Annotated in this window: 25 protein-coding genes; 12 read left to right on the top strand and 13 right to left on the bottom strand. The window is 73.0% G+C overall.

What is annotated here, in order from left to right:
- The first annotated feature begins 160 nt into the window (after positions 1–160).
- On the top strand, positions 161–2,062 hold the full coding sequence (locus OVA28_RS05570; RefSeq protein WP_442780764.1) for a gamma-glutamyltransferase family protein: 1,902 nt from the start codon (positions 161–163) through the stop codon (positions 2,060–2,062).
- Between the two features lie 242 nt (positions 2,063–2,304).
- Here OVA28_RS05570 and OVA28_RS05565 read toward each other — a convergent pair whose 3' ends face one another.
- A complete protein-coding gene (locus tag OVA28_RS05565; protein WP_268096094.1) occupies positions 2,305–3,042 on the bottom strand; it encodes a M23 family metallopeptidase in 738 nt (245 codons plus the stop codon).
- Between the two features lie 122 nt (positions 3,043–3,164).
- Here OVA28_RS05565 and OVA28_RS05560 point away from each other — a divergent pair, with 122 nt between their 5' ends.
- From OVA28_RS05560 to OVA28_RS05545, 4 genes are all read left to right on the top strand, one after another.
- Entirely contained in the window at positions 3,165–3,539 is a 375-nt protein-coding gene (locus tag OVA28_RS05560; protein ID WP_268096093.1) for a hypothetical protein, read from the top strand.
- A 224-nt stretch (positions 3,540–3,763) separates the two neighbouring features.
- Positions 3,764–4,204, top strand: coding sequence for an OsmC family peroxiredoxin (locus tag OVA28_RS05555; RefSeq protein WP_268096092.1), 441 nt, complete (start codon positions 3,764–3,766; stop codon positions 4,202–4,204).
- A gap of 93 nt (positions 4,205–4,297) precedes the next feature.
- Complete coding sequence (locus OVA28_RS05550; RefSeq protein WP_268096091.1) at positions 4,298–4,549, top strand: hypothetical protein; 252 nt, start codon at positions 4,298–4,300, stop codon at positions 4,547–4,549.
- 70 nt (positions 4,550–4,619) lie between these two features.
- The gene (locus OVA28_RS05545; protein WP_268096089.1) at positions 4,620–6,137 is read left to right on the top strand and encodes a threonine/serine ThrE exporter family protein; all 1,518 of its coding nucleotides are present in this window, start codon (positions 4,620–4,622) and stop codon (positions 6,135–6,137) included.
- A gap of 50 nt (positions 6,138–6,187) precedes the next feature.
- On the opposite strand, the gene OVA28_RS05540 is transcribed toward OVA28_RS05545, so the two are convergent.
- Both OVA28_RS05540 and OVA28_RS05535 read right to left on the bottom strand, forming a co-directional pair.
- The gene (locus OVA28_RS05540; RefSeq protein ID WP_071279063.1) at positions 6,188–6,382 is read right to left on the bottom strand and encodes a DUF2795 domain-containing protein; all 195 of its coding nucleotides are present in this window, start codon (positions 6,380–6,382) and stop codon (positions 6,188–6,190) included.
- Between the two features lie 106 nt (positions 6,383–6,488).
- On the bottom strand, positions 6,489–7,166 hold the full coding sequence (locus OVA28_RS05535; protein ID WP_194659827.1) for a hypothetical protein: 678 nt from the start codon (positions 7,164–7,166) through the stop codon (positions 6,489–6,491).
- Positions 7,167–7,395: 229 nt separating this feature from the next.
- Between OVA28_RS05535 and OVA28_RS05530 the strand changes: the two genes are divergently transcribed.
- From OVA28_RS05530 to OVA28_RS05515, 4 genes are all read left to right on the top strand, one after another.
- Positions 7,396–7,719: a hypothetical protein gene (locus OVA28_RS05530; RefSeq protein WP_268096088.1), complete on the top strand. Its 324-nt coding sequence runs from the start codon at positions 7,396–7,398 to the stop codon at positions 7,717–7,719.
- 63 nt (positions 7,720–7,782) lie between these two features.
- Positions 7,783–8,616 (top strand): ABC transporter ATP-binding protein, encoded by an 834-nt coding sequence (locus OVA28_RS05525; protein WP_194659826.1) that lies wholly within the window; start codon positions 7,783–7,785, stop codon positions 8,614–8,616.
- A complete protein-coding gene (locus OVA28_RS05520; protein ID WP_268096087.1) occupies positions 8,613–9,587 on the top strand; it encodes an ABC transporter substrate-binding protein in 975 nt (324 codons plus the stop codon). The genes OVA28_RS05525 and OVA28_RS05520 overlap by 4 nt, the downstream gene beginning before the upstream one ends.
- A gap of 3 nt (positions 9,588–9,590) precedes the next feature.
- The gene (locus OVA28_RS05515; RefSeq protein ID WP_268096086.1) at positions 9,591–11,666 is read left to right on the top strand and encodes an iron ABC transporter permease; all 2,076 of its coding nucleotides are present in this window, start codon (positions 9,591–9,593) and stop codon (positions 11,664–11,666) included.
- A 180-nt stretch (positions 11,667–11,846) separates the two neighbouring features.
- On the opposite strand, the gene OVA28_RS05510 is transcribed toward OVA28_RS05515, so the two are convergent.
- Both OVA28_RS05510 and OVA28_RS05505 read right to left on the bottom strand, forming a co-directional pair.
- Positions 11,847–12,758 carry an SDR family oxidoreductase gene (locus OVA28_RS05510; protein ID WP_194659823.1) on the bottom strand — a complete coding sequence of 304 codons (912 nt, stop codon included), beginning with the start codon at positions 12,756–12,758 and terminating at the stop codon, positions 11,847–11,849.
- 91 nt (positions 12,759–12,849) lie between these two features.
- Positions 12,850–13,728 carry a helix-turn-helix domain-containing protein gene (locus tag OVA28_RS05505; RefSeq protein WP_268096085.1) on the bottom strand — a complete coding sequence of 293 codons (879 nt, stop codon included), beginning with the start codon at positions 13,726–13,728 and terminating at the stop codon, positions 12,850–12,852.
- A 144-nt stretch (positions 13,729–13,872) separates the two neighbouring features.
- Between OVA28_RS05505 and OVA28_RS05500 the strand changes: the two genes are divergently transcribed.
- Positions 13,873–14,613: an SDR family oxidoreductase gene (locus tag OVA28_RS05500; protein WP_268096084.1), complete on the top strand. Its 741-nt coding sequence runs from the start codon at positions 13,873–13,875 to the stop codon at positions 14,611–14,613.
- A 35-nt stretch (positions 14,614–14,648) separates the two neighbouring features.
- Here the strand turns inward: OVA28_RS05500 and OVA28_RS05495 are convergent, their stop codons facing one another.
- The 4 genes from OVA28_RS05495 to OVA28_RS05480 form a co-directional block, all read right to left on the bottom strand.
- Positions 14,649–15,599 carry a PfkB family carbohydrate kinase gene (locus OVA28_RS05495; protein WP_268096083.1) on the bottom strand — a complete coding sequence of 317 codons (951 nt, stop codon included), beginning with the start codon at positions 15,597–15,599 and terminating at the stop codon, positions 14,649–14,651.
- Complete coding sequence (locus OVA28_RS05490; protein ID WP_268096081.1) at positions 15,599–17,092, bottom strand: purine-cytosine permease family protein; 1,494 nt, start codon at positions 17,090–17,092, stop codon at positions 15,599–15,601. Before OVA28_RS05490 ends, OVA28_RS05495 begins: the two co-directional genes overlap by 1 nt.
- 114 nt (positions 17,093–17,206) lie before the next feature.
- On the bottom strand, positions 17,207–18,202 hold the full coding sequence (locus OVA28_RS05485; protein ID WP_268096080.1) for an ADP-ribosylglycohydrolase family protein: 996 nt from the start codon (positions 18,200–18,202) through the stop codon (positions 17,207–17,209).
- Positions 18,199–19,026: a GntR family transcriptional regulator gene (locus OVA28_RS05480; protein ID WP_268096078.1), complete on the bottom strand. Its 828-nt coding sequence runs from the start codon at positions 19,024–19,026 to the stop codon at positions 18,199–18,201. Before OVA28_RS05480 ends, OVA28_RS05485 begins: the two co-directional genes overlap by 4 nt.
- Positions 19,027–19,194: 168 nt before the next feature.
- Here OVA28_RS05480 and OVA28_RS05475 point away from each other — a divergent pair, with 168 nt between their 5' ends.
- On the top strand, positions 19,195–19,908 hold the full coding sequence (locus tag OVA28_RS05475; protein ID WP_268096077.1) for a hypothetical protein: 714 nt from the start codon (positions 19,195–19,197) through the stop codon (positions 19,906–19,908).
- A gap of 24 nt (positions 19,909–19,932) precedes the next feature.
- On the opposite strand, the gene OVA28_RS05470 is transcribed toward OVA28_RS05475, so the two are convergent.
- The 4 genes from OVA28_RS05470 to OVA28_RS05455 all read right to left on the bottom strand — a co-directional run bounded on the left by OVA28_RS05470 (position 19,933) and on the right by OVA28_RS05455 (position 25,114).
- Complete coding sequence (locus OVA28_RS05470) at positions 19,933–20,715, bottom strand: endonuclease/exonuclease/phosphatase family protein (protein WP_268096076.1); 783 nt, start codon at positions 20,713–20,715, stop codon at positions 19,933–19,935.
- Between the two features lie 16 nt (positions 20,716–20,731).
- Positions 20,732–22,222 (bottom strand): LCP family protein, encoded by a 1,491-nt coding sequence (locus OVA28_RS05465; protein WP_268096075.1) that lies wholly within the window; start codon positions 22,220–22,222, stop codon positions 20,732–20,734.
- Between the two features lie 81 nt (positions 22,223–22,303).
- Positions 22,304–22,954 (bottom strand): GntR family transcriptional regulator, encoded by a 651-nt coding sequence (locus OVA28_RS05460; protein WP_194659813.1) that lies wholly within the window; start codon positions 22,952–22,954, stop codon positions 22,304–22,306.
- Between the two features lie 12 nt (positions 22,955–22,966).
- On the bottom strand, positions 22,967–25,114 hold the full coding sequence (locus OVA28_RS05455; protein ID WP_268096074.1) for an MMPL family transporter: 2,148 nt from the start codon (positions 25,112–25,114) through the stop codon (positions 22,967–22,969).
- Between the two features lie 85 nt (positions 25,115–25,199).
- Between OVA28_RS05455 and OVA28_RS05450 the strand changes: the two genes are divergently transcribed.
- Positions 25,200–25,598 (top strand): MarR family winged helix-turn-helix transcriptional regulator, encoded by a 399-nt coding sequence (locus OVA28_RS05450; RefSeq protein WP_268096072.1) that lies wholly within the window; start codon positions 25,200–25,202, stop codon positions 25,596–25,598.
- Positions 25,599–25,663 lie beyond the last annotated feature (65 nt).

The following is a 25,663-nucleotide window of genomic DNA, read 5'->3' as shown; positions in this document are numbered from 1 at the left end:
CATCCCGCCATGCTCGGACCCCGACTGACCCGCGAGCCGCTCGACCGGCAAGCTGTGGAGAGCGCCGACCGTCCACAGTGCGATGCCGTGCACGCGGGTGCGACGACCGGCCGTGGTTGTATGCAAGGAGCCCCGCTCCCGAGCACCGGAAAGCAGCGTCATGAGCCACAACCCCGCGTTCGTCGCACCGAGCGCCGACACGACCCGGCCGGACCTGCTGGGCACGTTCGGCATGGCCGCCTCGACGCACTGGATCGCGACCGCCACCGCGCAGTCCGTCCTCGAACGCGGCGGCAACGCCTTCGACGCCGCCGTCGCCGGCGCGTTCGTCCTGCACGTCGTGGAACCGCACCTGAACGGACCAGGGGGCGACATGACGGCGGTCTTCGCGACCGCGGACGACCCGACACCGACCGTCCTGTCCGGTCAGGGTCCGGCACCCGCCGGCGCGACCCCGGAGCACTTCCGCGCCGAGGGCCTCGACCTGGTCCCCGGCGCCGGGGCACTCGCCGCGGCCGTCCCGGGCGCCGTCGACGCCTGGCTCCTGCTGCTCCGTGACCACGGCACGTGGGAACTCGCCGATGTCCTCGCGCCGGCCGCTGGCTATGCCCGCGACGGCCACCCGATCGCGCCGCGCGTGGCCGCGACGATCGCGACGGTGCAGAGCCTGTTCCGCGACCACTGGCCGTCCTCCGCCGACCGGTGGATGCCGGGAGGCTCGTTGCCGGTCGCCGGGGACGTCGTCCGGAACGAGACGTGGGCGAGCGTCCTCGACCGCCTCGTCGACGCCGGCACCGGTCATGACGACGCCGCTCACGACGACGGCCGCGTCCGCCGCATCGACCCCGCCCGGGCCGCGTGGTCGACCGGGTTCGTGGCCGAGGCGATCGACCGCTTCGTGCGGACCCCACACCGTCACGCCTCGGGCACCGACCACGCCGGCGTCATCCGGGCCGACGACCTCGCCGCGTTCCGGGCCTCGTACGAACCGGCGACGACGGCCGAGTTCCGCGGCTGCACGATCGCGAAGACCGGACCGTGGGGACAGGGGCCGGCGCTGCTCCAGACGCTGCGGCTGCTCGACCCGCTCGACGACGCCCTGCTCGACCCGTCCACCGTCGCCGGTGCGCACACGATCGTCGAGGCGCAGAAGCTCGCCATCGCCGACCGCGAGGCGTACTACGGCGACGGCGACGTCCCGATGGCCGAGCTGCTCTCCGACACGTACTCGGACGAGCGCCGTGCCCTCATCGGCGAGCGCGCCTCGCACGAGCTCCGTCCGGGGTCGGTGTCCGTCGCCGCCGGGGCGCTCCCGCCGGTCCGCGAGACGTACACACCGAGGGGCGAACCCGTCGCCGGTGTCGGTGAGCCGACCGTGCCCGGCGCACGTGGGACCGCGGTCGCGGCACCCGCGGAGGACGACCCCCTGACCGAGGACCGCGGCGAGCCGACCGTGATGGAGACGGGCGAGACGCGCGGCGACACGGTCCACATCGACGTCGTCGACCGCTGGGGCAACATCGTCAGTGCCACCCCGTCCGGCGGCTGGCTGCAGTCCTCGCCGACGGTCCCGGAGCTCGGCTTCTGCCTCGGCACCCGCCTGCAGATGGTCTGGCTCGAGGAGGGCACCGCGTCGACGCTGCGCCCCGGCCAGCGTCCGCGGACGACCCTCACGCCGACCCTGGTGCTCCGCGACGGCGCACCCGTCATGGCGCTCGGCTCCCCGGGTGGCGACCAGCAGGACCAGTGGCAGCTGCTGTTCCTGCTCCGCACGATCGTCGGCGGGTACAGCCCGCAGCAGGCCATCGACGCCCCCGCGCTGCACACGACGTCGTTCCCGGGCTCGTTCTGGCCGCGCACGTGGACGCCCGGCGGGCTGGTGGTCGAGGACCGCCTCGGCGACGAGGTGATCGCCGGCCTCGAGGCACTCGGTCACGTCGTCACCCGCGCCGGTGACTGGTCGCTCGGCCGCCTGTCCTGCGTGACGCGGGACCCCGCCACCGGCGTCCTCGGCGCCGCCGCCAACCCGAGAGGAGCCCAGGGACATGCCACGGGACGCTGACGCACCGATGACCGACCGGACGACGACCGACGGACGCGGGCCGGGCCTCCCGGCCGCCCCCGGTGACCCCCTGCTCGCCGTGCGTGACCTGCGGGGCACCCGGCTCTGACCCGAGCACCGACGGATGCTGTCCGCGATCGACGCCGGGGACGTGGACGCCGCAGCGGCCACGATGGCGTCGCAGGTCCGGCAGAGCCGCGTCGGCTACGCGGCCAGGTCGTCGGACCGGGCCAGCGCGGTCGTCACCGGAAGTGCAGGATCCCCAGCGGGTCCTTGAGCGTGCCGTTCACACGGGTCTCGACGTGCACGTGCGGGCCCGTCGACTGCCCGGTGTTGCCGGACTTGCCGATCTCCTTGCCGACGGACACGACCTGCCCCTTCGTCACCTCGATCTCGCTGAGGTGCGCCGTGAGGACGGTGGTCAGCCCGTAGGTGACGATGATGTAGTTGCCGTAGCTCGCGTTCCCACGGACGACGGTCGTCACGGTGCCCTTGCCGGAGGAGTACACCGGGGTGCCCACCTTCACGGGCGCGTCGGTCCCCTGGTGGTAGCGCGGGGTGTGGCCGGCGCCGCGGTCGTCGCCGTACTTGCCGCTGATCGCCGTGCCGTTGACCGGCCAGAGCAGGCCGGTGACCGCTCGCGTCGACCAGGTGCGGGTGTCGGACCCGCCGTAGAGCACCACGTTCGAGTCCACCTGGACCATGAGCTGGCCGGCACCCTTGCCGGACGTGCGTGACGACCAGAGCGCCGAGCGACCGTCGGCCGCGTAGACCACGAGGTTGCCGTCGGGCTGCAGCGCCGCGTACGCACCCGGCCGACCGAAGGTCTGCGAGGACCAGACGGCCGCACCGTTGACGTACTGCACCAGGTTGCCGTCGGCCTGCATCGTCAGCGTCTGCTGGCGACCGGCTCCGGCACGGAGGACGGTTCCGGGCGCGATGACCGTGCCCGGCAGGATGCGGTCCCTGGTACGTCGCAATCCGCCAGATCATCCCCATCGAGGTGTTCCGCATCCGGAGCTCGCCGTCGGGGCGGACGCCGAAGTCCTTCGTGACCCCGCTGCCGGACCCCCACTGCGCGATCAGGCGTCCACTGCGCACGATGGAGAGCAGGCCGTCCTTCTGCACGACCGCGACCGCGCCGGGCTGGTTCGCCGTGTTCGACGCCCACAGCACGCGGTTCCCGATGCCGTACTCGACCAGGTTGCCGTCGCCCTGCATCACCAGGCGGAACTGCCCGTTGCGCGAGGTGATGCTGTCGTTGACCTGCAGCGTGCTGCCGGCCTTGATGGTGTCCTTGTACGTCGTGGCGCTGGCCGGAGCCGCGAGTCCGACGATGCCCGCCATCACGACGGCCGTGGCCACGGTGATCGCCGCGAGCCTGGTCCGGATGGTGGTCCTGGTCGTGGTGGTGCTGCTGCGCATGTGTCCCCTGTCGACGACCCGCCGAGTGCGAGCCGAACGCGACCCACCCTGAGAGCCGCCGAACGATGGTCGCAAGCTCGACGCCCGAGGTACAGCCCCCAGGGCGGGGGCTGTCCCTCGTGGGCGACACGTGCTGTCGAGCACGCCACACCGACGGCGCGCACCACGAACGGAGTCTGCGTCTTCACCGAGAGCGGGTTGCGAGAACGTGCGTTCTCCGATTGACTCGGCTCTGGCGGGTCCGTTCGGTCCCTCCCCCACGACGAAAGGACTGGCATGCCCACGCGCACCGCTCGCACCGCCTGGAACGGCGGACTGAACGACGGCTCCGGCCAGGTCGAACTCTCCAGCTCCAAGGTCGGCACCTACGACGTCTCCTTCCCGAAGCGCGCCGCCGAGGACGCCGACGGCACCACCAGCCCCGAGGAGCTCATCGCCGCAGCGCACTCCGCCTGCTTCGCGATGCAGTTCTCGGCCGTCCTCGGCGAGGTCGGCGGCACCGTCGAGGCCCTCGACGTCAAGGCCGACGTCTCGCTCGGCCCGGACAGCGCCGGCGGGTTCAAGCTCACCGGGATCGTCCTGACGGTCAACGGCGAGATCTCCGGGGTCGACGAGGCCACCTTCCAGAAGGCAGCGCAGGACGCCAAGGCGACCTGCCCCGTCAGCAAGGCCCTCACCGGCGTCGAGATCACGCTGAACGCGACGCTCGAGCAGTAGTCGTCACCACCCCTGCAGACGGGAGGCTCGGTGCCAGCCGGCACCGGGCCTCCCGTCCGTCACGGGCCGGTCCCGGCGGCTACGCTCCTGTCCGTGAGCGGACCGCGGCAGACCTGGACACTCGTCGTACTGTGGCTCGGCCTGGTGACCGCGGTCGTCGGGACCGTCGTGGCCGTCACCGGCCGCCGGCCGCAGACCGGGTGGTTCGCCTACGCACCCCTGGCCCACGCCGCGATCCTCCCGCCGACCAACTGGCAGGTCGTGATCGGGGTGGCCATCGCCGTCCTCGGCGCGGTCGTCGCCGCCTTCGCGGCCGGCCGACTCAGCGTCCGCCGGCGACGCTGACGCGACCGGACACCGCTGCGCGTCCAGCGGACGTGCGGACTCGCGTCCGTCGGCCAGGCACAATGGCGTGATGCCCGACCCGCTCCACCCTGCTCCCCGGACGGGCCGCCCTCCGCGTCCTCCGCACCGCCCCCGTGCCAGGAGCGTCGCGCAGCACGACCTCCGCGACATCCGTGCCCGGCTCCGTGGCTCGATCTACGAGCACGTCGAACCGGACCGCCAGGCCGCAGCGCAGTACACGGCCGTGCAGATCGTCGACTTCTGCCTCGACGTCGCCGAGGTGATGCTGGCGTCCGGCGCCGACACCAGGAGCGTCGAGATCGCGCTGGTCGCCGTCGCGACGAAGTGGAACCTCGCGCCGCTGGAGCTCGACTTCACCGGCAGCTCCGTGACGATCCAGTACGCACCGTCCGACGGCCCGGTGCTCGTCAAGATGCGCACCGTGCGCTCCGACGGCTCCGACCTGAACCGGCTGGCGTGGGCGAACCAGATCGTGGACGACGTCATCCACGACGAGCGCGACATGACCTCGGCCGTGAGCGCGCTCGTCGCCGTGCTGCGGATGCCCTCCCGGTGGCCCACGTGGATCGCGGACGTGGGGCTGTCGATCCTCGGGACCTCGATCGCGATGCAGGCCGGTGGTGGCTGGCGCGCCGGCGTGGGGGCGTTCGTCCTGATGCTCGGCATCATCGTCTCCGGGCGGTGGCTGACAGGCCGGGGCTACCCGCAGTTCTTCGTGTCCGGGGCGCAGGGCGCGGTCGCGTCGGTGATCGGCACGCTCGCGATCGGCGCCGGGGTCCTGCAGCCGACGGGTGCCGCCACGATGGTCGCGGCGCTCGTGGTGCTCCTGCTGCCGCACGTGTCGCTCGTGACCTGGGCGCAGGACGCGATCTCCGGCTTCCGGGCGATGGCCGTCGCCCGCGCGTTCTACATCGGGCTGGTCATCGCCGCGATCGTCGTGGGGGTGCCTGCGGGGATCGCGATGACGAAGTGGCTGCAACTCGAGGTGGATCCGTCGGGCATCGTCACGCAGACCCTGCCGCTGTGGGCGTCACTGTCGCTGACCGTCGTGTCGGCCGCGGCGAACTGCTTCGTGCAGCAGGCGAGCGCGCGGGTGATCCCGGTCGCCGTGGTCTTCTCGGTGGCGGCGGCCGCCGCGCTGTGGGGGCTCCGCCAGCTCGGGCTGCCGCTGCTCGGAGCGACCTTCGTGGCCGCGGTCCTGCTCGGCGTGCTGTCGACGTACGCCGCGGTCCGGATGCGGACGGCCGTCTCCGCGATCTCCGTGCCGGCGTTCTGCGGGGCACTGCTGCCTGGTGTCGCCGTGTCCAACGCCCTGCTGAACTTCATGTCCGGCACGTCGAGCGCCGCGCTCGACTTCGTCGCGGCGGTGTCCGTCGCGCTCGGCATCGGCGCCGGCCTCGTGCTCGGGTCGCTCTTCGCCACGCCGGGCGCACGGCGGGCACTGCGGCGGTCGCGGCGGGTGCACGTGCAGTCGGTGCACAGCGACACCACGGCGATCCGGGTGCTCCGGGACACGGGCTACGACCCCGGGAACGGGACGGTCCCCCGGGGGTCCCGGACGCCCTGACAGCGGACGACGGGACCGGCGGAGGACCGGCCGTGGGGTGACGCTCGGCGTCAGTCCGTCTCGGACACGGCCTTCGACACCGCCGTCGGGCCGTCGTACTCCTGGTCCGGGATCTGCTTGAGGGCGTCGAGGACGTTGTCGTCCGCGCCCTCCTTCTCGGCCGTCGTGACGATGTCGTCCTTCGACGCCGGGTAGTCGATACCGCTCAGGAACTTCTGGACCTGGATCGGGTTCGGTGCTGCCATGACGGCTCCTTCCGTTGGAGGTCCCGTCGTACCCGGCGCACCCTCGTCACGCTGCCAGCAGCGCGTCCTCCGGCCAGTGACACGTGCCGCGGCCAGTGGCCTCGGGTCAGATGTCCCAGCCGTCGTCGGCCCAGGTCGACAGGCGGCGGGCGGCCTGGGGCTCGTACCGCTCCATCCACCCGCGCTCGAGCCGTGCCACCGAGCGATCGAACGCCGGCACCAGGTCGAGGTCGGCGCGCAGCAGGGCCTGCAGCTGCAGCCCCTCGTACAGCGCGATGAGCTGTTCCGCCCCGCGGCGCGGGTCCATCGTGTGCGGTGCACGCCCGACGGCGATGTCGTGCTCCAGCCCGCGCTTGATCTGCAGGAAGAAGAGCTGGTAGCGGGAGCGGAGGTACGTCGACATCGGGTGCGCGGGGTTGCCGGCGACCGAGAGCAGCGCCACGAGCAGGCGCATGAGTGCCGGGTCCTCGGCGTTCGAGGCGACGATGGCGCGGAGGAGCTCGACGGTCGTGCCGTTCCGTCCGACGTCCTGGGTGACGTCGTCCATCCGCGTGCCGTTCCAGCGGTCGAGCGCGGCGAGGACCAGGCCGTCCCACGACGGGAAGTGCTGGTGCAGCTCGTACACGCTGATCGCGAGCCGGTCGGCCACGTCCTCGGGACGGGCCTCGTGGAAGGGCACGTCCCGGAGCAGGTCGACGGTGGCACCCACGATCGTGATCCGCAGGTGCAGGGTCGCGGCCGCGGCGGCTGCTGCCGCGGTGTCCGCGCTGGTGTCTTCGAGCATCGTGCCCTCCGTCGATCCGGGACGCCGAGCCGACGTCGTCGTGGCGCGTGTCCGATCCGCGGACGTCCTGTCCGCATGGCCGTCCCAGGACGGGCGGCTCGGCAAGTCAACCGCGTTCCGGCGCCGAGCAGCATCCCCGGTCCGGGGGGCGTGCGGAAGGGGGACAGTGCCGTACACGCCCCCGTCGCGGTCCTGGCGGGTCCCCGGCCGGTTGTGTGACCATGCCGCCATGACCCCGAACGACCCCATCGCCCAGGGACTGGCCACCATGGCGTCCGCCGGCTTCGAGTTCGGCGGCGACACCCACCAGGTCGCGCACGACGTCCGCACCATGTGGGAGCAGCTCGGCCGGCCGCACGGCGCGTTCGACGCCGCCGCACACGCGATCGCCGTGCTGCCACAGCGGCCCGAGGTGCCCGTCGCCGACCAGGCACGCCGCCGGGAACTCGAGCGGGCGTTCGGGATCAACCCCGTCGAGATCGAGCTGGCCGCCGCGATGTCGGCCCGCGAACTGCTCGAGGCCATGGCGAGGAGCTGCGGCGTCTCGGGCTGAGCCGGTCACGCACCGTCGGACCCCGCTTGCGGGACGGCAGGAAGGTTAGGCTACCCTTACTGCGTGGTCGATCTCCGAGCTGATGCCGTCACCGTGGCCTACCAGGGTGACCCGGTCGTGCACGGGGCGTCGCTGGAGCTCGTCGCCGGCCGCGTGACGGCCCTCGTCGGACCGAACGGTTCGGGGAAGTCCACGCTGCTGCGGACGATCGCACGCCTGCAGGCAGCACGGAGCGGCTCGGTGGCCCTGCACGACGGGACGACCGAGGCGCCCGTCGACGGCCTCGCGCTCTCGCCGAAGGCCTTCGCCCAGCGCGTCGCACTCCTCACCCAGGGCCGACCGACCCCCGGGGGCCTCCGCATCCGCGACGTGGTCGCGTTCGGCCGCCACCCGTACCGCTCACGCTTCGGCGGGTCCGACCCTGACGGCGCGGCGGTCGTCGAGCACGCCCTCGACGTCACCGGCCTGCGCGACCTCGCCGACCGGCACGTCGACCAGCTCTCCGGTGGGCAGCTGCAGCGTGTCTGGCTGGCGAGCTGCCTGGCGCAGGAGACCGGCGTGCTGCTGCTCGACGAGCCGACCACCTACCTCGACCTCCGCTACCAGGTGGAGCTCCTCGACCTGGTCCGCGACCTGGCCGACGAACGGCACATCGCCGTCGGCGTGGTCCTGCACGACCTCGACCAGGCCGCAGCCGTCGCCGACCGCGTCGTCCTGCTCGAGGCCGGGGTCGTCGTCGCGGACGGCACCCCCACCGAGGTCTTCACCTCCGACGGGCTCTCGGCCGTGTACGGCATCCGGATCGACGTCGACCACGACCCCTCCACCGGACGCCTGCGCACCCGCGCCGTCGGCCGACACCACACCCGCACCGAAAGGCTCCACAGCAGCTCATGAAGCGCCTCCTCACCGCCACCGCCGTCGCCGTCACCCTCGCGGTCGGCCTGACCGCCTGCGGCACGACCCAGTCGGCGACCGACACCACCTCCTCGGCGTCGAGGATCACCGTCACCGACGCCACGGGCACGAAGGTGACGCTCGACGGCCCCGCGGAGAAGGTCGTGGGGACCGAGTGGAACGTGGTCGAGGACCTCGAGACCCTCGGTGTCGCACCGGCCGGTGTGGCCGACGTCAAGGGCTACTCGGCGTGGGACTCCGCCGTGCCGCTCACGGGCGACCCGAAGGACATCGGCACGCGCGGTGAGCCGAGCACGGACACCATCGCCTCGATCGCACCCGACCTCATCGTGGCGACGACCTCGCTCAAGTCCTCGGTCATCACGCAGCTGCGGAAGATCGCGCCGACCCTCGTGGTGGAGTCCGCCGAGGGCACCGACCAGCTCGCGAACATGCGGAAGACGCTCGACCTCATCGCGACGGCGACCGGCACCACCGCGAAGGCGACGACGGTGTGGAAGGGCTTCGAGTCGAAGCTCGCGGACGCGAAGCAGGAGCTCGACGACGCGGGCAAGGCCGGGACGAAGGTGGCCTTCGCCGACGCGTACGTGCTCTCGAACCAGGTGACGATCCGCCCGTACACGAAGACCTCGGCGATCGGCGCCGTGAACACCGCCCTCGGCCTCGAGAACGCGTGGACGATCACCGGCGACCCGGCGTACGGCCTCGGCTCGACCGACGTCGAGGGCCTCACCGCACTGCCCGACGACACCACGTTCCTGTACATCGGCAACGACGTGGACGGCGACGACGTCTTCGCGGAGACCCTGGCGTCGAACGACGTGTGGAAGTCGCTGCCGTTCGTCGAGCGAGGCGCCGTCCACCGTCTGGACGACGGCATCTGGATGTTCGGCGGCCCCGGTTCGATGGAGGCGTACGTCGACGCCGCCGTCGCCGCGATCACGAAGTAGCGGGTGGTCGACACCGCGGCGCCGGTCCGCGCCGGTCGTCCGGCACGTGCTCGGACGCGACGCGTCTCCCTCGGCGTCGCGCTCCTGCTCGGTGGACTCGTCGTGGTCGCGCTCCTCGCCGCGATCGACGTCACGCAGGGCACGGCGGACGTCGGGGCCGGTGCGCTGTGGAAGGCCGTCACGGGCAACGCCGACCGCGCGGACGCCTCGGTGGTCGTCGCCTCACGCCTGCCGCGGATGGTCGCCGGGCTCCTGGTCGGGGTGGCCCTCGGCGTCGCCGGCGCCGCGATGCAGGCCGTCACCCGGAACGTGCTCGCGTCGCCGGACACGCTGGCCGTCAACGCCGGTGCCTACCTCGCGCTCGGGCTGGGGTCCGTCTCCGGCATCGGGTTCGGGGTCCTGGCGCAGTCGGGCCTCGCGTTCCTCGGCGGTCTCGGTGCCGCGGCGGTCGTGCTCGCGCTCTCGGGCCTCGGCAGCGGGACCGTCCGGCTGGTGCTCGCCGGGTCGGCCCTCGCCCTCGGCCTCGGTGCGGTGACCAACGCCCTGGTCCTGCTGTTCCCCCAGGAGACGCAGGGGATGTACGCGTGGAGCCAGGGCGGCATCGCGCAGAACGGCTTCGGCGGCCTCGTGCCGATGCTGCCGTTCCTGGCGGTCGGCGTCGCCGGGTTCGTCGTCGTGTCTCGCCGGGTCGACGCCCTGGCGCTCGGCGACGACACCGCCCGTGGCCTCGGCGTCCCCGTGCACGGCACCCGGGTCGTCGCGATCGTGCTCGCCGTGGTGCTGTCCGCGGCGGCCGTCACCATCGCCGGCCCGATCGGCTTCGTCGGCCTCTCCGCCCCCGCGCTCGTCCGGCCCCTCGCCCGACGCTTCCCGACCCTGCACCGGTCGTGGGCGGCGTTCCCGGTCGCCGGGCTCGTCGGCGCCGGCATCGTGCTCGCGTCCGACGTCCTGCTCCGGGCGGTGGTGCACGGCGACGCGGCGACCGCGGTGCCGACCGGTGTCGTGACGAGCGTCGTCGGCGCGGTGTTCCTGGTCGTGATGGCCCTCCGCACGCGCGACGCCGGCCAGTCCGGGCAGCTCGAGGGTGCCCGCACGCCGGGTCGCTGGACCGTGCCCGTGGTGATCGGCTCGCTCGTCGTGGTCCTGGTCGGGGTGGTCGTGGCGTCGGTGCTGCTCGGCGACGCGAAGCTGCTCCTCGGCGACGTGACGAACTGGCTCACCGGCCGGGCGAACCAGGCCATCGCGTTCATCCTCGACACCCGGGTCCCACGGGTGCTGGCCGCACTGCTCGCCGGAGCGGCCCTCGCGCTGGCCGGCACGGTCGTGCAGGCCGTCACGCGGAACCCGTTGGCCGACCCCGGCGTCCTCGGGGTCTCGAGCGGCGCGGGCCTCGGCGCCGTCGTCGTCGTGACCGCGGTGCCCGTCGTCGGGACCTGGACCACGGCGGGCGGGGCGTTCCTCGGCGCAGCCGTCGCCGCCGCGATCGTGTTCGGTCTCGCTGCCCGCGGTGGCTTCCGCCAGGACCGCCTCGTGCTCGTCGGCATCGGCGTCTCGTCCGGGCTCACCGCGATGATCAGCCTGGTGATCGTCCTGACCGACCCGTTCAACGCCACGAAGGCGTTGACGTGGCTCTCCGGCTCGACCTACGGGCGCACGTGGACGGACTGTCTGCCGGTCGCCGTCGTCCTGGTGGTGTCGCTCGCGGTCGTCGTCGCCCGACGCCGCGAACTCGACCTCGTCTCCCTCGACGAGGACACCCCGCGCCTGCTCGGCGTCCGGCTCTCGCGCACCCGGGCCGGCTTCCTCGCGGTGTCGGTGCTGCTCACCGCGACGGCGATCGCCGCGGTCGGGACGATCGGCTTCGTGGGACTCGTCGCACCGCACGCCGCCCGGGTCCTCGTCGGTCGGAAGCACGCCGCGGTGGTGCCGGTGGCCGTGCTGCTCGGGGCGGTGCTCGTCTGCGTCGGCGACGTCGTCGGGCGGACCGTCATCGCACCGGCGCAGCTCGGCGCGGGGATCCTCACCGCCGTCATCGGCACGCCGTACTTCATCTGGCTGCTGGTCCGCACGCCCCGCTGAGCGCCGCGGCACGAGCGCGCCGCGCCGGCGCGCGCGCCCGCGCCGCGCCCGCTGGCCCGGAACGCGGATGGTGCGAGGTTCCCCTCACCGTGCGGGCACCTGACCCAGCACGGCGAGCGGAACCCCGCACCATCCGACGACAGCCGCTGCGGCAGGCCTCAGGCCGCCGGAGCGCAGCCGCTACGGCGTCGGCATGCCGCCGTCGACGTGGAGCGTCTCCCCGACGACGTACGACGACTCGCCGCTCGCCAGGAACACGTAGGCCGGCGCGAGCTCGGCGGGCTGACCCCAACGGCCGAGGTAGGTCTGCTCACCCGCGGACGGCAGCGCCTCCGGCGGCTGCCCACCGGCCGGCTGCAGCGGCGTCCAGATCGGGCCCGGTGCGACGGCGTTCACGCGGATGCCCTTCGGCGCGAGCTGCGCGGCGAGGCCCTTCGCGAGGTTGTTCACGGTGGCCTTCGTGGCCGCGTAGTGCACCAGGTGCGGCGACGGCGCGTAGGCCTGGATCGAGGTCGTGTTGATGATTGTCGAGCCCGGTTTGAGGTGCGGGACGGCGGCCTTCGTGATGCGGAAGGTGCCGTAGACGTTCGTCTTGAAGGTCTCGTCGAACTCGTCGTCCGAGATCTTCGTGATGTCGTCGACGTTCTGCTGCTTGCCGGCGTTGTTCACCAGGATGTCGAGCCCACCGAGCTCCTGCACGGCGGTCGCGACGAGCTGCTCGCAGAACTCGAGCGACGTGATGTCACCCGGGATCGCGACGGCCTTGCGGCCGGCTGCCTCGATGAGCGAGACGATGCGGTCGGCGTCCTCCTGCTCCTCGGGCAGGTAGCCGATGGCCACGTCGGCACCCTCGCGGGCGTAGGCGATCGCGACGGCGGCGCCGATGCCGGAGTCACCGCCGGTGATGAGCGCCTTGCGGCCCTCGAGTCGGCCCGAGCCGCGGTAGGTGTCCTCGCCGTGGTCGGCCGGGACGTTCTGCGCCATCTCCGCGTCCGTGCCGGCACCCTTGAGGTACTGCTCGTCGGGCGTCTTGTCGGCGTAGAGCTTCGTCGGGTCCTGCATCGTGTACTGGTCGATCTGCTGGTCCGTCATGTCCCTCACGGTACGCAGCGGGGTCGCCGCACCGCCCAGGAGGCTGTCCCCCGGTTGCGCACACCGGCCACGGTCCGTCAGGCGCGCGCCGTCACGACCGGTCGCCGAGCACCGCGCGTCCTCCGGCGGACCCGTCGGTGACGTCCCCGGCGCCGCCGTGGCCCGACGCCATCGCCGCCAGGAGGCGGACCTTGTCGGCGCTCTCGCCGTCCGCGTCCGGGTGGTAGAGGACGAACAGCAGCCCGTCCACCGGGAACTTCTCGCGGTGCATCCGCATGGTCCCGAGCGACGGGTGGTGGACGACGGTCGAGTTCCCGGCGAGACGGCGGACGTCCTGCCGGGCCCAGAGTGCCCGGAACCGCGCACTGGCCATCGACAGCTCCCCGACGACCTCGACCGCCCGGGTGTCGGTGACGTCGTCGCCGACCGTGTGCCGGAAGGACGCGACCGCATCGGCCGTCGCGGTCTCCCAGTCGTCGTGGAACTCGCGTTCTTCAGCGTCGAGGAGCAGCGACCGCAACCGGTTCTCCCCCGGGGTCAGCCGCGGCGAGAACGCCGTGGCGATCGCGTTGGCGGCCAGGACGTCGAAGTGGCGTCCCTCGACGAACGCGGGCAGCTCGAGCGTGTCGAGCAGCTGGTGCAGCCGTGCCGGCACGCGTTCGGCCGGGCGGCGACGCCGTGGCGACGGGCGGCTCGCTCCGAGACCGAGGAGGAACTCGGTCTCCACGTCGTCGAGCTGCAGCACCCGTGCCAGGGACTCGAGCACCTGCGCCGACGGGTTGCTGTCCCGCCCGCGTTCGAGTCGCAGGTAGTAGTCGAGGCTGATCCCGGCGAGCAGTGCCACCTCCTCGCGCCGGAGTCCCGTGACCCGCCGGTTCCCACCGGGGGCGAGTCCGACCTGCTCCGGCGTGACGAGACCGCGCCGTGCGAGCAGGTACTCGCCGAGCCGGTTCGCCGTGGGTCCGTCCATGCCGCTCACGCTACCGAGCGGCCCGGGTCGGCGGGGTGCCCTGTCACTCCCCTGGACCACGGGGGACCTCCCGCGGTCGGGGCGACGCGTGCAGCATCGTCTCGTCCCCACCACCCACTCCACGAACCAGGGAAGAGCACCACCATGGACATCCACGACCGCACCGTCCTCGTCGTCGGCGGCACGTCCGGCATCGGCCGCGGACTCGCCCGCCGGTTCGCCGACGCCGGCTCCACCGTCGTCGTCGGCGGGCGCGACACCGGCCGGGTCGACGACCTCGAGACCGTCTCCGTCGACGTCACCGACCCGGAGTCGGTCCTCCGCGCCCGCGACACCGTGCTGGCGGCGCACCCCGACCTCGACCTCGTCGTGACGATGTCCGGCGTGATGCTGCTCGAGGACCTCCGCGACCCGGCGCACTTCGCGTCCTCGGCGACCACGATCGACGTCAACCTGCTCGGCACGATCCGCGTGCTCGACGCGTTCACGCCGCACCTCGTCGCGCAGGGCCACGGGGACTTCATGACCGTGACCTCCGGCATCGCGTTCATGCCGTTCCCGCTGATGGCGTCCTACGGTGCCTCGAAGGCCGCGGTCCACGCCTACAGCGAGGCGCTCCGCGCACAGCTCGCCGGCACGGGCGTCGGCGTCACCGAGCTCGTCCCGCCCGCGGTCGCCACCGCGGGGCAGGAGCAGGTGAACCCGAACGCGCTGCCGCTCGATGCCTACCTCGACGAGGTCGTCGGGCTGCTCACGCAGACACCGACCCCGGACGAGGTCGTCGTCGAGCGCGCGCAGGCGCTGCGGTGGGCCGAGCGCGACGGCACCTACGCCGCGCTGCTCGAGCAGCGGTCGCAGTCGCTCGCCACCCTGCCGGGGCGCTGACCGGCCGAGCAGCGGTCACGCACGGGAGGCCGTGGTCACCCCCGGCGTTCGGCGGCTGTCCGGTGCGGGGCCAGGAACGCGTCCGTCTCGGCCCGGGTGGGCGCCGTCGCCGGCCCCGGCCGGGTGACCGCGATCGCCGCGGCCGCGTTCGCGCGCCGGACCGCGCCGAGGATCCCCTCACCACGGGAGAGCGCCGCGACGAGCACGCCACCGTGCGCGTCCCCGGCGCCGTTCGTGTCGACGGCCGTCACGGGGAAGCCCGGCATCAGGACGGGTCCGTCGGGCAGCGACGGATCGGCCACCCAGCACCCGGCCCCGCCGTCGCGCACCAGCACCGTGCCGGGCGCTCCGGCGGCGATGGCAGTGACCGCCTGTCGGAGGTCGGCCGACCCCGGGGACAGGAGCCGAGCCTCCCGGGCGTTCGTGGACAGCACGTCCGCACGCGCCATGACGGGGCCGAGCACCGCCGGGTCGAGCGTGTCGACGAGCGGCGACGGGTCGAACACGACCCGCACACCGGCAGGGACGGACCCGAGCCAGTCCGCGATCGCGCGGCCGTTCACGGGGTGCGCCAGGCCGTAGCCGGAGACGAACAGCGTGTCGTCGTCGTGCAGCGTGACGCGGGCGAGCTCCTCGGCACCGAGCCGGCCCTCGGCGCCGACGCTCGTGACGAAGGTGCGCTCGGTCGAGGCATCCACGAGCGCGACGCAGTAGCCGCTGTCGACGTCGTCGAGGCCGGGCTGCAGGACCTCGACGTCAGCGTCGACGAGGGCTCGGCGGACGACGTCGCCGAACGGGCCGGTGCCGTACTGGCCGGCGAAGACGACCTCCATGCCGTCGCGGCGCGCGGCGACCATCGTGTTGAGCCCGCCGCCGGCCGTGATCTCCGACGACGACGCGATGACGTCACCGCCGGGCTCGGGCATGGTGCCGATCCGCATCACGATGTCGACGACCACGTTGCCGACCGAGACCAGCCGAGGCATCAGGCGCGCTCGCGGACCGGCATCGGGGCGGACTCGTCCGCGGGTTCGTGCAGGACGCCCCTCGGGCCACCGCTGAGCGCGTAGATCGCGGCGGCGACGATGAACGTGACGATCCAGCCGAGGCCGTTCGCACCGATCCACGTCGAGGAGAACGCCCCGACGAAGACCGGGTCCGCGTCGCCGACCTGCACGTTCGTGAACAGGAACCCGACGACGATCGCCACGGCCCAGGCGATGACGGCGCGCCAGGCGATGCCGCCGGAGTACCAGTAGCGGCCGCCCGCACGGAGGTCGAGCAGGGCCTCGGGGTCGTACCAGGTGCGTCGGACGATGTCGGCGATGAAGACGCCGAGCCAGGCGGTGATCGGGACGGCCAGCACCGAGATGAACGTGATGAACGGCGCGTAGAACCCGTCGGCCACGAGCATGAAGTACATCGCGCCGAGCGTCGTCACGACGACGTCGACGGCCACCGCCCACACCCGGGGCACCTTGATGCCGAGGGTCAGCGTGGTGAGGCTCGCCGAGTAGACGGACAGGTGGTTCGAGAGCAGCAGCCCTCCGAACGCGGCGATCAGGTACGGCACGGCCATCCAGCCGGGCAGCAGGTCGCGGATCGCGGCGACGGGGTCACCGGCCTGGGCGAGCGTCGGGTCACCGGCGGACACGAGCGCGCCGAGCCCCACGAGCAGCACGAGCGGGATGCCGGCACCGGCGGCGCTCGCGGCGACGAGCTTGGACGCGCGGACGCTGCGCCTGGAGTACCGGGCGATGTCCGCGCCGGCGGTGGCCCAGCCGATGCCGGTGCCGGCGGCGATCGTGCCGATGCCGATCGCCATCGCGGCGAACGGCCCGGCGGGGGCGCTGCCGACGACGTGCCAGTCGACGCGGAGCACCAGGAACACGGCGACGAACACGTTCAGCGCACCGAACACCCACGTCGCCCACTTCTGCACGGCGACGATGAACGCGTGGCCGAGGCCGGAGATGAGCACGGTCGCGGCGACGAACACCAGGATCGCGACGATCGTCAGCAGCGGGGCGTGCTTGGCGTCGCCGTCCGTACCGAACAGGATCGTGAAGAGCGACAGCAGCACGAACGCGGCCGTCGTCGTGTTCACCGTCTCCCAGCCCAGCCGGGAGAGCAACGACACGAACGTCGGGCCGATGTTGCCGCGCACGCCGAACACCGCGCGGCTCAGGGTCAGACCGGGTGCACCGCCCCGACGACCCGCGACCGAGATCACGCCGACGACGGCGAACGACCCGGCGGCGCCGATCACGGCGACGAGCAGCGCCTGCCAGATGTTCAGGTGCTGGAAGGCCACCAGGGTCGCCCCGAGCGGCAGCCCGAGGATCGAGATGTTCGCGGCGAACCAGACCCAGAACAGCGCGCCGGCGTTCCCGGTGCGCTCGGCGGCGGGGACGGGCTCGATCCCGCGCTGTTCGATGCTGGTGAGCGTGCCGCTGGAGTGGGGAGCGGTGTCGGACATCATTCCTCTTACGTCGTCGGAAGGGCTTCGTGGGTGGGGGGCGGGTGGGTTGGGGTGCGGGGAAGGGCCCAGTCGATGGCGCTGGGGGACGCCACCGACCGGGGGCTCGGGGGGCTACGCGGTGGGGCGCAGCGCGAGGAGCGGCGTCACGACGTCGGCGAACCGCAAGTCGTTGACGCGCTCGACCTGCTCGGCGGCGCCGTCCGGCCACGCCGACGGTCCGTGCACGGCGCCGAGCACGGCGCCGGCCATCGCCGCGATCGTGTCGGTGTCGCCACCGAGGCTCGCGGCGGCGCAGAGCGTCTCCCACGGTTCGAGGTCGAGGGACACGAGAGCGAGTGCCGCCACGACGGACTCCTGGCTCGCGACGCTGGTGCCGATCACGCCGTCGACGGTGGCGATGCGCTCGTCGGCCGGGATCGTCGGCAGGAACCCGCGCGCCCAGCTCGTCTTCGCCGCGATCGAGGCACCGGCGACCCAGTGGCCGCGGCGCTCCCCGATCCGCGCCGCGGCGACCGCGACGTCGAGGGCCTCGGCCCGGGAGGCCCCGTCGATCCCGGCGCTCACCGCGGCGGCGACCGCGGCGGCACCGGCGATGCCGAGCCCGGTGTCGTGGGTGACCCGGCAGGCGTCCTGCACCGCGTCGACCAGCGCTTCGAGGTCGTCGGCCCGCGTGGTGATCCCGACCGGGGTGATCCGCATCGCCGCGCCGTTCGTGGTCCCGGTGGAGCCGGCCTCGGACACGGGGACACCGTCGAGGATGCGCTGCACGGCGGTCTTCGTGCTGGGGCCGAGCAGGTCGAGCGACCCCTTCGCCGCCATCGCCCGCTCCCAGGCGATCAGGGCCTCGGCGAACCGGGTCGGGTCGAGCCGCCCGTCGCCCTCGACGAGCAGCCGGGCGACGAGGACGGCCTGCTCGGTGTCGTCGGTGACGCTCGCGGCGGGCATGCCGTGCGCGATCCGCTGCCGGGGGCCGGCGTCGACGAAGCCCGTGATGCGCCCGTGGTCGGCGCGGATCTCGGCGAGGGACATCGACTGCGTGGGCATGCCGAGCGCGTCGCCGATCGCGAGGCCCTGGAGGGCGGCGAGCGCGTGGTCGTGGGGGGTCATCGGGCGGTGTCCTGTCGTGTGGAGCGGTCGTGGGTCCGGTTCGGGGTCGTCGACGCCGGCGTCGTCCGCGCCGGGGTCGTCAGCGCCGGGGTCGTCAGCGCCGGGGTCGTCAGCTCTGCGGACGGCTGACCGAACCGCATGTGGATCCGGAACCGGTCGGGGTCGAGCAGGCTGTCGACTGCCTCGACGAACGCTCCCCCCGCGGACCGGGAGACCCGTCGGCTGTGCAGGAAGGGCGTACCCGCGGGACGACCCAGCACGAGTGCCTCGGACTCGTCGAGCGGGCGGACGTCGATCCACTGCTCGGCCCGGGCGGGGACCAGGCCGGCCGCCGCGATGGTGGCGCTGAGGGACCCGTCGACCAGGCCGTCCTCGACGGATCGGTCCAGTCGGCCGACGCGGGGGACGAGGCTCCGCTCGTAGGAGACCGCCGGTCCGTCGACGACCGAGCGCACGCGGTCGACCGCGACCAGCTCGGGATCGGCCCCGACGACGCTGGCGAGCTCGGGGTCCACGACCCGCTCGATCCGGAGCGTGACCGCCCGGACCTCGGCGCCGCTGCCGGCGATCGACCGCGCCCAGCCGGCCCGCGGGTCGAGGGCGGCGCCGTCGAAGGTCACGACGGACCCGATGCCGCCGTGGGTCGCGATGTACTCGTCGTCGGCCAGGTCGGCGAGCGCCGCGCGGACGGTGCCGCGGCTGACCGAGAACCGCTCCGCCAGCTCGTGCTCGCCCGGCAGTCGCTCACCGTGGCCGTAGCGGCCGGTCCCGATGGCGTCGCGCAGGGCGTCGGCGACGAGGCGCCGCTTCGATGAGACGGGCATGGCAGGAACGGTACATGTACAAGACCTGTCCAGTCCAGGAACAGCCGGTTCACGACGGGCCGGGAGGCTCGCCCCGCCTCCGTCACGAACATCACGGTCCGGTGACGGCCCGGCTCCGATTCGGTAACACCCGTCGCACATCCGGGGTCGTGGTCGTACCGTCGACGAGTGACTCCCCGGACCCTGCTCGTGCTCGGCACCGCCGCGCTCGCCGTCCTGGCGGGCGTGACGTCGGCCGACCTCGCGCGTGGGTCCCTGCCCGACGACCGTGCCGTCGCCGCCGAGCTCACCCCGTCGCCGAGCGCCACGTGGGTGCCGACCGGCAAGCTCAAGCGGGTGGACACCATCGAGCTCGACGCCGAGGCCATCACGCTCCGCGACGGCCGTCGGACCGTGTCCGTCGCCTCCATGCGGGACGCCGGCACCACCGTCCGACTGCTCACACGGCTCCTCGGGTCACCGTCCCGGTCGCAGACCCCCGAGGGCTCCGGTGGTCGTTGCTACCCCGCCACCACGACCTCCACGTGGGGCGGCGCCGTCCGTGTCGCCGCGCTGGCCACGCCGTCGGCGCTCGGCAACTCGGTGGAGGTCCGGGTCCTCCGCGACGAGGTCCGCACCCGTGCCGGTGACCTCGTCGAGCTGCAGGGCCCGCACGGCGTCCAGGTCGGCGACGACGTCGAGGACCGCATCCGTCACGCCGATGCCGACGACCGCGAGTCACTCGGATCCGAGGACGCCGAGGCCTGGCAGGTCCTGCTCGAGGACGGCTGGTCCTCCGACCATCGCGGTGCCGGCAGGAACGGCGTCTCCGCGCTCACCGACGGCACCACGGTCACGGTGATCGGGTCGCCGATGCCCGTGCACGCGACGCGGGGCTGCTGAGCCCTCCGCCCTGCGACCCGAGGGTCACATGCGCAGGGTCGCGATGACCGGGAAGTGGTCGCTCGCGAACCAGGTCTCCGGCCCGTCGTGGTCGATGCGCACGCGGTCGACGCCGGCGACGTCCTTCGTGAGGACCCAGTCGATGCGCTCCCCGGAGTCGACCGGCGGCTCCCAGTCGTTGTACGTCGCCGTCCGGTCGTCGGGGTCACCGGCCACCGTCCAGGCGTCCGTGTACCCGGCCTCCGCGAAGACGCGGGACGCGCTCCCCGTCCCGGCCGGCTCGTTGCAGTCGCCCGCGACGACGACGGGCCCGCCGGTGCCGGCCAGACGCTCGACGATGAGGGCGGCGCTGCGTCCGCGGACCTCGTCGCCGTGCGCGTTCGGCTCGTGGTCGAGGTGCGTCGTCAGGAGCGTGAACGTCGGCCCCTCGACGTCGAGGAAGCGCACGTGGTTGGCGATGCGCGGGTAGACGCTGCCCCAGGTGTTCGACGCGGGCTCGTCCGGGGTGTCGGAGAGCCAGAAGGAGCCGTCCTCGTCCGGGCGGAACCGGCTCGTGCGGAAGAAGACGGCCGCGTGTTCGCCCGCCGTGCCGCCCTCACGGCCCTGGCCGATCGCGGTGTACCCGGGCAGTCCCTGCCGCAGGTCGTCCATCTGGTGGTCGAAGGCCTCCTGCACGCAGAGGAGGTCGGGGTCGTTGCGACGGACGATGTCCAGCAGGACGGGGACCCGGGCCGGCCAGTTGTGCGCCGGGTCGGGGTTCTTCACGTTGTAGGTCATCAGGGTGATCGGACGGGCTGCGTTGTCCACCCGTCGACCGTACCCGTCAGTTGATGCAGACGCCGTCCTTGCCGTAGCTCTTGACGTCCGTCGACGACGGCGCGGGCTCGGAGGACTCCGACTCGGTCGGCGCCGGTTCCGCGGCCGGGGCCGAGCTCTCCGCGGGTGCGGGTGCCGCCGCGACCGGCTGGGCCGTCTTGCCGTCCGTGCCGAGGACGAGCTGCACGCCGGTGACCGTCGTGGACCGCACGGCGACCGCCCCGGGCACGACCGCGGCGACGGCCTTCGCCTGTGCCTCCATGCCCGACGGGTACCGCACCAGGGTCGTCTTCGTGGTGTCCGACGAACCCGGTGCCCCCACCTGGAAGCCGCGAGCACTCAGCATGCCCCCGGCGTTCGTCGCCGCGCCCGTGATCCCGCTGCCGTTCAGCACGGTGACCGTCGTGGCGGCGGGCTGTGCGGCGGTCGCCTTCGTGTAGGCCTCCGGCTCACCGATGAGGCCCTGCACGAAGGCGGGGAGCCCGACGGTGTCGACCTCGACGATGGAGACCGCGTAGCCGTTCGGGTAGATGGTCGGGGTGCCGAGCGTCGGGATCGTGGCGGACTGGATGGCCGCCGGCCGCAGGTTCCGCAGCTTCGACGCGAGCGAGATGAGGTCGGTGTCGGTCTGGATGGACCCGCCGACGGCGCCGAGGATGTTCCCCATCTTCACCGGGTTGAGCAGCGTGCCGGCGGAGAGGACCTTGCGGGCCTCCTGGGACAGGAAGTACTGCTGGCGCACGCTCCGGTCGAGGTCGCCGTTCGGCAGGCCCTTGCGCTGCCGGACGAACGACAGCGCCTGCTTGGCGTCGAGCGTCGACACCCCCTGGGGCAGGTCGACGCCGGAGTCCTTGTCCTTCGCCGCCTGGTTGAGGCAGACCTGGACGGGGCCGAGCTCCTTGACCACCTGGTAGAAGCCGAGCAGCGAGACCCGCACGTAGTGGTCGATCGTCAGGCCGCTGAGGTCCTGGATCGTCTGGATGAGCAGCTTCGCCCCGCCGGTGTCGCCGCCGCCGTTCAGCGTGCCGTAGTGGAAGGCACTGTTGAGCTTGCCCTTGCCGACGCCCGGGATGTCGACCCACGAGTCACGCGGGAACGACATCATCGTCGCCTGCGTGCCGTCGGCGTTGAGGTGCAGGACGATCATCGTGTCGGTGTTGGTCGCGCCACCGTCCGACTCCGTGCTGAGCTCCGCCATCTGCTCCGGCGTCGCGTTGTCGGGCCGGTGGTCGTCACCGACGAGCAGGATGTTCTGCGCGGTGCCGTCCACGTCGTCCTTGGCGGGCGTGTTCCCGGCGATCGCGTCGATGCGGGTCACGCCGCCCGACAGCCGACTGTAGGCGTACGCCGCGTAGCCGCCGCTGAGCAGCAACGCCATGGTCAGCACGCCCGCGACGGCGGGGAAGACCACACCGACGCCACGCTTCTGGCGGCCATGGCGGGGCGGCACGGCGCCACCACGGCGGCGCAGGCTCGTCTCTCGGGGTTCGCTGCTCACTGCAGCACGATAACCGGTGACCGTGTGGCGAGTGTGGGATCCGCCTGCGAAGCGCTCCTCTGGCCGGCCCTGCCCGGGGGCTCAGTCGCGCGTCGGGAGCAGGTGCACGGCCTCCATGGCGAGCTCCGCCGCGATCGGGTCCTTCGCGCGCACCGCGGCTGTGAGCTTCGCCAGCTCGGGCAGGATGACCGCTGCCGGCACGAGTTCGGCGAGCTCGGGCACGCGGAGCTTGAACGCGAGCCCGTCCGTGGTGGAGCGGCAGAGCTGCGCGAGCGACGGGTTGCCGCAGGCGTCGGCCCACATCGCGTAGATGTCCGTGCCGTTCTGGGCGACCGCACCGATCTCGTCCCGGCCGATCCGCGCCGTGGCGTCGTCGAGCACCTTGACGATCTTCTTCCGCTCGGCGTCGGTGAACCGCGGGACCGCCAGGCGGACCACGCCGCCGTAGATCACGCCGAGCGTGCGGTAGGCGTCGAGCAGTTCCGCCGACGTGGGCGCGGCCACCCGCGTGTAGCGGTTCGGTGCCATCTCGATCAGACCGGCGCGCGCCAGCTCGGCGAGCGCTTCGCGGATCGGGGTGCGGGAGACGCCGAGCCAGGCGATCAGGTCGTCGTCGTTCAGCCGCTCCCCCGGCTCGAGCGTGCCGTCCATGATCGCGTCCCGGATCTTGTCCTGCACGGTGTCTCGGAGGAGCTTGCGCTCGGCTGCTGGCTGCGTCGAGGGAACTGGCATGGTCTCAGCGTGTCACATGTCACCCGGTCGGCGCGAGAGGCGCGATGGCCACCAGGCGTGCCGACCGAGGTCGTGCACGATCGCCGGCACGAGCAGCGAGCGGACCACGACCGTGTCGAGCAGCACACCGAACGCGACCACGAACGCGATCTGCACGAGGAACAGGATCGGGATCACCCCGAGGGCGGCGAACGTGGCGGCGAGCACCACCCCGGCCGAGGTGATCACCCCACCGGTGACGCCGAGCCCGCGCAGGACGCCCTCGCGCGGGCCGGAGCGCAGGGACTCCTCGCGGACCCGGGTCATGAGGAAGATGTTGTAGTCCACCCCGAGCGCCACCAGGAACACGAACGAGAACAGCGGCACCGCGGGGTCGGCCCCCGGGAAGTGGAAGACGTGGTCGAACACGAGCGCCCCGACCCCGAGTGCGGCGGCGAAGGACACGATCACGCTGCCGATGAGCACGAGCGGAGCCACCACGCTCCGGAGCAGCAGCATCAGGATGAGCAGGATCACGACCAGGACGACGGGGATGATCAGCGTGCGGTCACGGATGCCGGTGTCGTTCGTGTCGATCGCCGTCGCCGTCACGCCCCCGACGAGCGCTCCCGGGTCCGCCCGCTCGACGGCGGTGCGGAGGTCCCGGACGGTCCGCTCGGCGGCCGGGGAGTCCGCAGCGTCCGTCAGCGTCGCCTGCAGGAGCACCTGCCCGTCGGACACGGTCGGCCGGGCATCGGCACCCGATGCCGCGCCGCCCTGGGTCGCGTCACGCTGGGCCTCGGCACCCACCGGCACCGTGCCCGTCGGCGAGTCCTTCGCGACCGCGACCACGTCGTCGACACCGCGCACGCCGGTGACGGCCGCGGCGAGCTCGTCGAGCCGGTCCGCGTCGCCCAGGACCTGCGCCGGGCTGCCGGACCCGGCGGGGAAGTGGTCCGCGAGCACGGCCTGACCGTCACGGGCCTGGGACTGCCCGATCACCAGGTCGCTCTGCGGGACCCCGTCGGCCCGGAGCCCGAACAGCCCGGCACCCATGGCCAGCAACCCGACGGTGCAGACGATCCAGACGACCCGCGACCGCCGTGCGACGAGGCGGGCGACCCGCGCCCAGAGCCCGCGGGCGTCCGGCCCGGTGACGACGGGGTGGTCGCTGCCGTACGCCGGTCGCAGCGGCCAGAACGCGGCCCTGCGGAACGCGAGCAGCAGTGCCGGCAGCAGCGTCAGCGCGGCGAGCACGCTGAACGCGACGCCGATCGCGGCGACCGGCCCGAGCGCCTTGTTCGAGTTGAGGTCGGAGAGCAGCAGGCAGAGCACACCGACGATCACGGTGCCTCCCGACGCCAGGATCGGCTCGAGGCTGCCGCGGAGTGCGGCCCGCGTCGCGTCCCACCCGGTGCGGTGGTCACGGAGCGCCTCCCGGTACCTGGACGTGTAGAGGAGCGCGTAGTCGGTCGCCGCACCGATGACGAGGATCGACAGGATGCCCTGCACCTGCCCGTTGACCGTGACGACGCCGGCCTTCGCGAGCGCCCACACGACGAGGATCGAGGCGGTCAGGGCGAACGTCGCCGTCCCGAGCACCAGGAAGGGTAGGAGCGGCGAGCGGTAGACGACGACCAGGATGACGAACACCGCGGCCAGGGCGACCCCGAGCAGGATGCCGTCGATGCCGGCGAAGGCCTCGGTGAGGTCGGCGGTGAACCCGGCCGGCCCGGTGACGTACCCGTGCACGTCGTCGGGCAGCGCGTCGTCCACGTCCGTCCGGATCGCCGCGACCGCGGTCCCGGTGTCGGCGGCGCTCGTCAGCGTGGCGACGATCTCGACGGCGTCCCCGTCCGCGCTCGGGATCGGCGGGCTGACCGCGTCGACGTCGGAGCGGTCGGCGAGCCGGTCCACCAGGGTCGCCGCGGCGGCGGAGTCGGCGTCCCGCAGGCCGCCGTCGCGCTCGAGCACGATGACCGCGGGGGCACCGGTCTCGTCGCGGAAGGCCGCGGCGCGGTCCTGCACCGTCGTCGCGTCGGCCGACGCCGGCAGGAACGAGGTCTGGTCGTTCGTGGAGACCTCGGAGACGCGGCCGAAGAAGGGGCCGCCGATCGCGGCGACGACGAGCCAGACGACGATGACGACGGCGGGGACCACGATGCGCAGGAAGCGGGACACGTCGGCGAGCGTACACCGATCGTCAGCATGCTGACTACTTTGCGGCCCACGGAGGACGCCGGTGACCCGACCGTAGACTTGCTCCATGGACGACGCCCCCGCCGAGTGGCCCCTCGGGCGACTCCTCGCCGCGGCGGCCCGGGCCGTGGAACGGGACTGGGACGAACGACTCCGCGCGATCGGCCTGCAGCACGCGGCGCTCATCGCGATCGACATCCTGATCAGGACCGGCCCCACCGGCGCGGACACCCTCGCCCGCGCGGCGCGGGTCCAGCCCCAGACGATGTCGCGCACCCTCGAGCGACTCGAGCGCGACGGGATGGTCGAACGCACCGAGCACCCGGACGACCGGCGCCGGCGGGTCGTCACCGTCACGGACCACGGCCGGGCGATGTGGGACACCGCCAGGCACATCGAGCGCGAGGTCCTGCCCGACGACCCGCAGCTCCGCGCAGCCCTGGGTCGGATCCTCCACAGGCCCTGACCACATCACCGTTGAAATACCACATGCGATAGACTGGACTGAGTCGGCGCCTCCGTCGGCCTGAT

This window comes from Curtobacterium sp. SL109 (genome assembly GCF_026672405.1).
Lineage (GTDB): Bacteria > Actinomycetota > Actinomycetes > Actinomycetales > Microbacteriaceae > Curtobacterium.
This window is presented reverse-complemented; position numbering and strand designations above follow the sequence as displayed.

What these genes read in the sequence shown, in the direction of transcription:
- OVA28_RS05570 (WP_442780764.1), top strand. Translation starts at nt 161, where the DNA reads ATGAGCCACAACCCCGCGTTCGTCGCACCGAGCGCCGACACGACCCGG.
- OVA28_RS05560 (WP_268096093.1), top strand. Translation starts at nt 3,165, where the DNA reads ATGGAGAGCAGGCCGTCCTTCTGCACGACCGCGACCGCGCCGGGCTGG.
- OVA28_RS05555 (WP_268096092.1), top strand. Translation starts at nt 3,764, where the DNA reads ATGCCCACGCGCACCGCTCGCACCGCCTGGAACGGCGGACTGAACGAC.
- OVA28_RS05545 (WP_268096089.1), top strand. Translation starts at nt 4,620, where the DNA reads ATGCCCGACCCGCTCCACCCTGCTCCCCGGACGGGCCGCCCTCCGCGT.
- OVA28_RS05540 (WP_071279063.1), bottom strand. Translation starts at nt 6,382, where the DNA reads ATGGCAGCACCGAACCCGATCCAGGTCCAGAAGTTCCTGAGCGGTATC.
- OVA28_RS05535 (WP_194659827.1), bottom strand. Translation starts at nt 7,166, where the DNA reads ATGCTCGAAGACACCAGCGCGGACACCGCGGCAGCAGCCGCCGCGGCC.
- OVA28_RS05530 (WP_268096088.1), top strand. Translation starts at nt 7,396, where the DNA reads ATGACCCCGAACGACCCCATCGCCCAGGGACTGGCCACCATGGCGTCC.
- OVA28_RS05520 (WP_268096087.1), top strand. Translation starts at nt 8,613, where the DNA reads ATGAAGCGCCTCCTCACCGCCACCGCCGTCGCCGTCACCCTCGCGGTC.
- OVA28_RS05510 (WP_194659823.1), bottom strand. Translation starts at nt 12,758, where the DNA reads ATGACGGACCAGCAGATCGACCAGTACACGATGCAGGACCCGACGAAG.
- OVA28_RS05505 (WP_268096085.1), bottom strand. Translation starts at nt 13,728, where the DNA reads ATGGACGGACCCACGGCGAACCGGCTCGGCGAGTACCTGCTCGCACGG.
- OVA28_RS05500 (WP_268096084.1), top strand. Translation starts at nt 13,873, where the DNA reads ATGGACATCCACGACCGCACCGTCCTCGTCGTCGGCGGCACGTCCGGC.
- OVA28_RS05495 (WP_268096083.1), bottom strand. Translation starts at nt 15,599, where the DNA reads ATGCCTCGGCTGGTCTCGGTCGGCAACGTGGTCGTCGACATCGTGATG.
- OVA28_RS05490 (WP_268096081.1), bottom strand. Translation starts at nt 17,092, where the DNA reads ATGTCCGACACCGCTCCCCACTCCAGCGGCACGCTCACCAGCATCGAA.
- OVA28_RS05485 (WP_268096080.1), bottom strand. Translation starts at nt 18,202, where the DNA reads ATGACCCCCCACGACCACGCGCTCGCCGCCCTCCAGGGCCTCGCGATC.
- OVA28_RS05480 (WP_268096078.1), bottom strand. Translation starts at nt 19,026, where the DNA reads ATGCCCGTCTCATCGAAGCGGCGCCTCGTCGCCGACGCCCTGCGCGAC.
- OVA28_RS05460 (WP_194659813.1), bottom strand. Translation starts at nt 22,954, where the DNA reads ATGCCAGTTCCCTCGACGCAGCCAGCAGCCGAGCGCAAGCTCCTCCGA.
- OVA28_RS05450 (WP_268096072.1), top strand. Translation starts at nt 25,200, where the DNA reads ATGGACGACGCCCCCGCCGAGTGGCCCCTCGGGCGACTCCTCGCCGCG.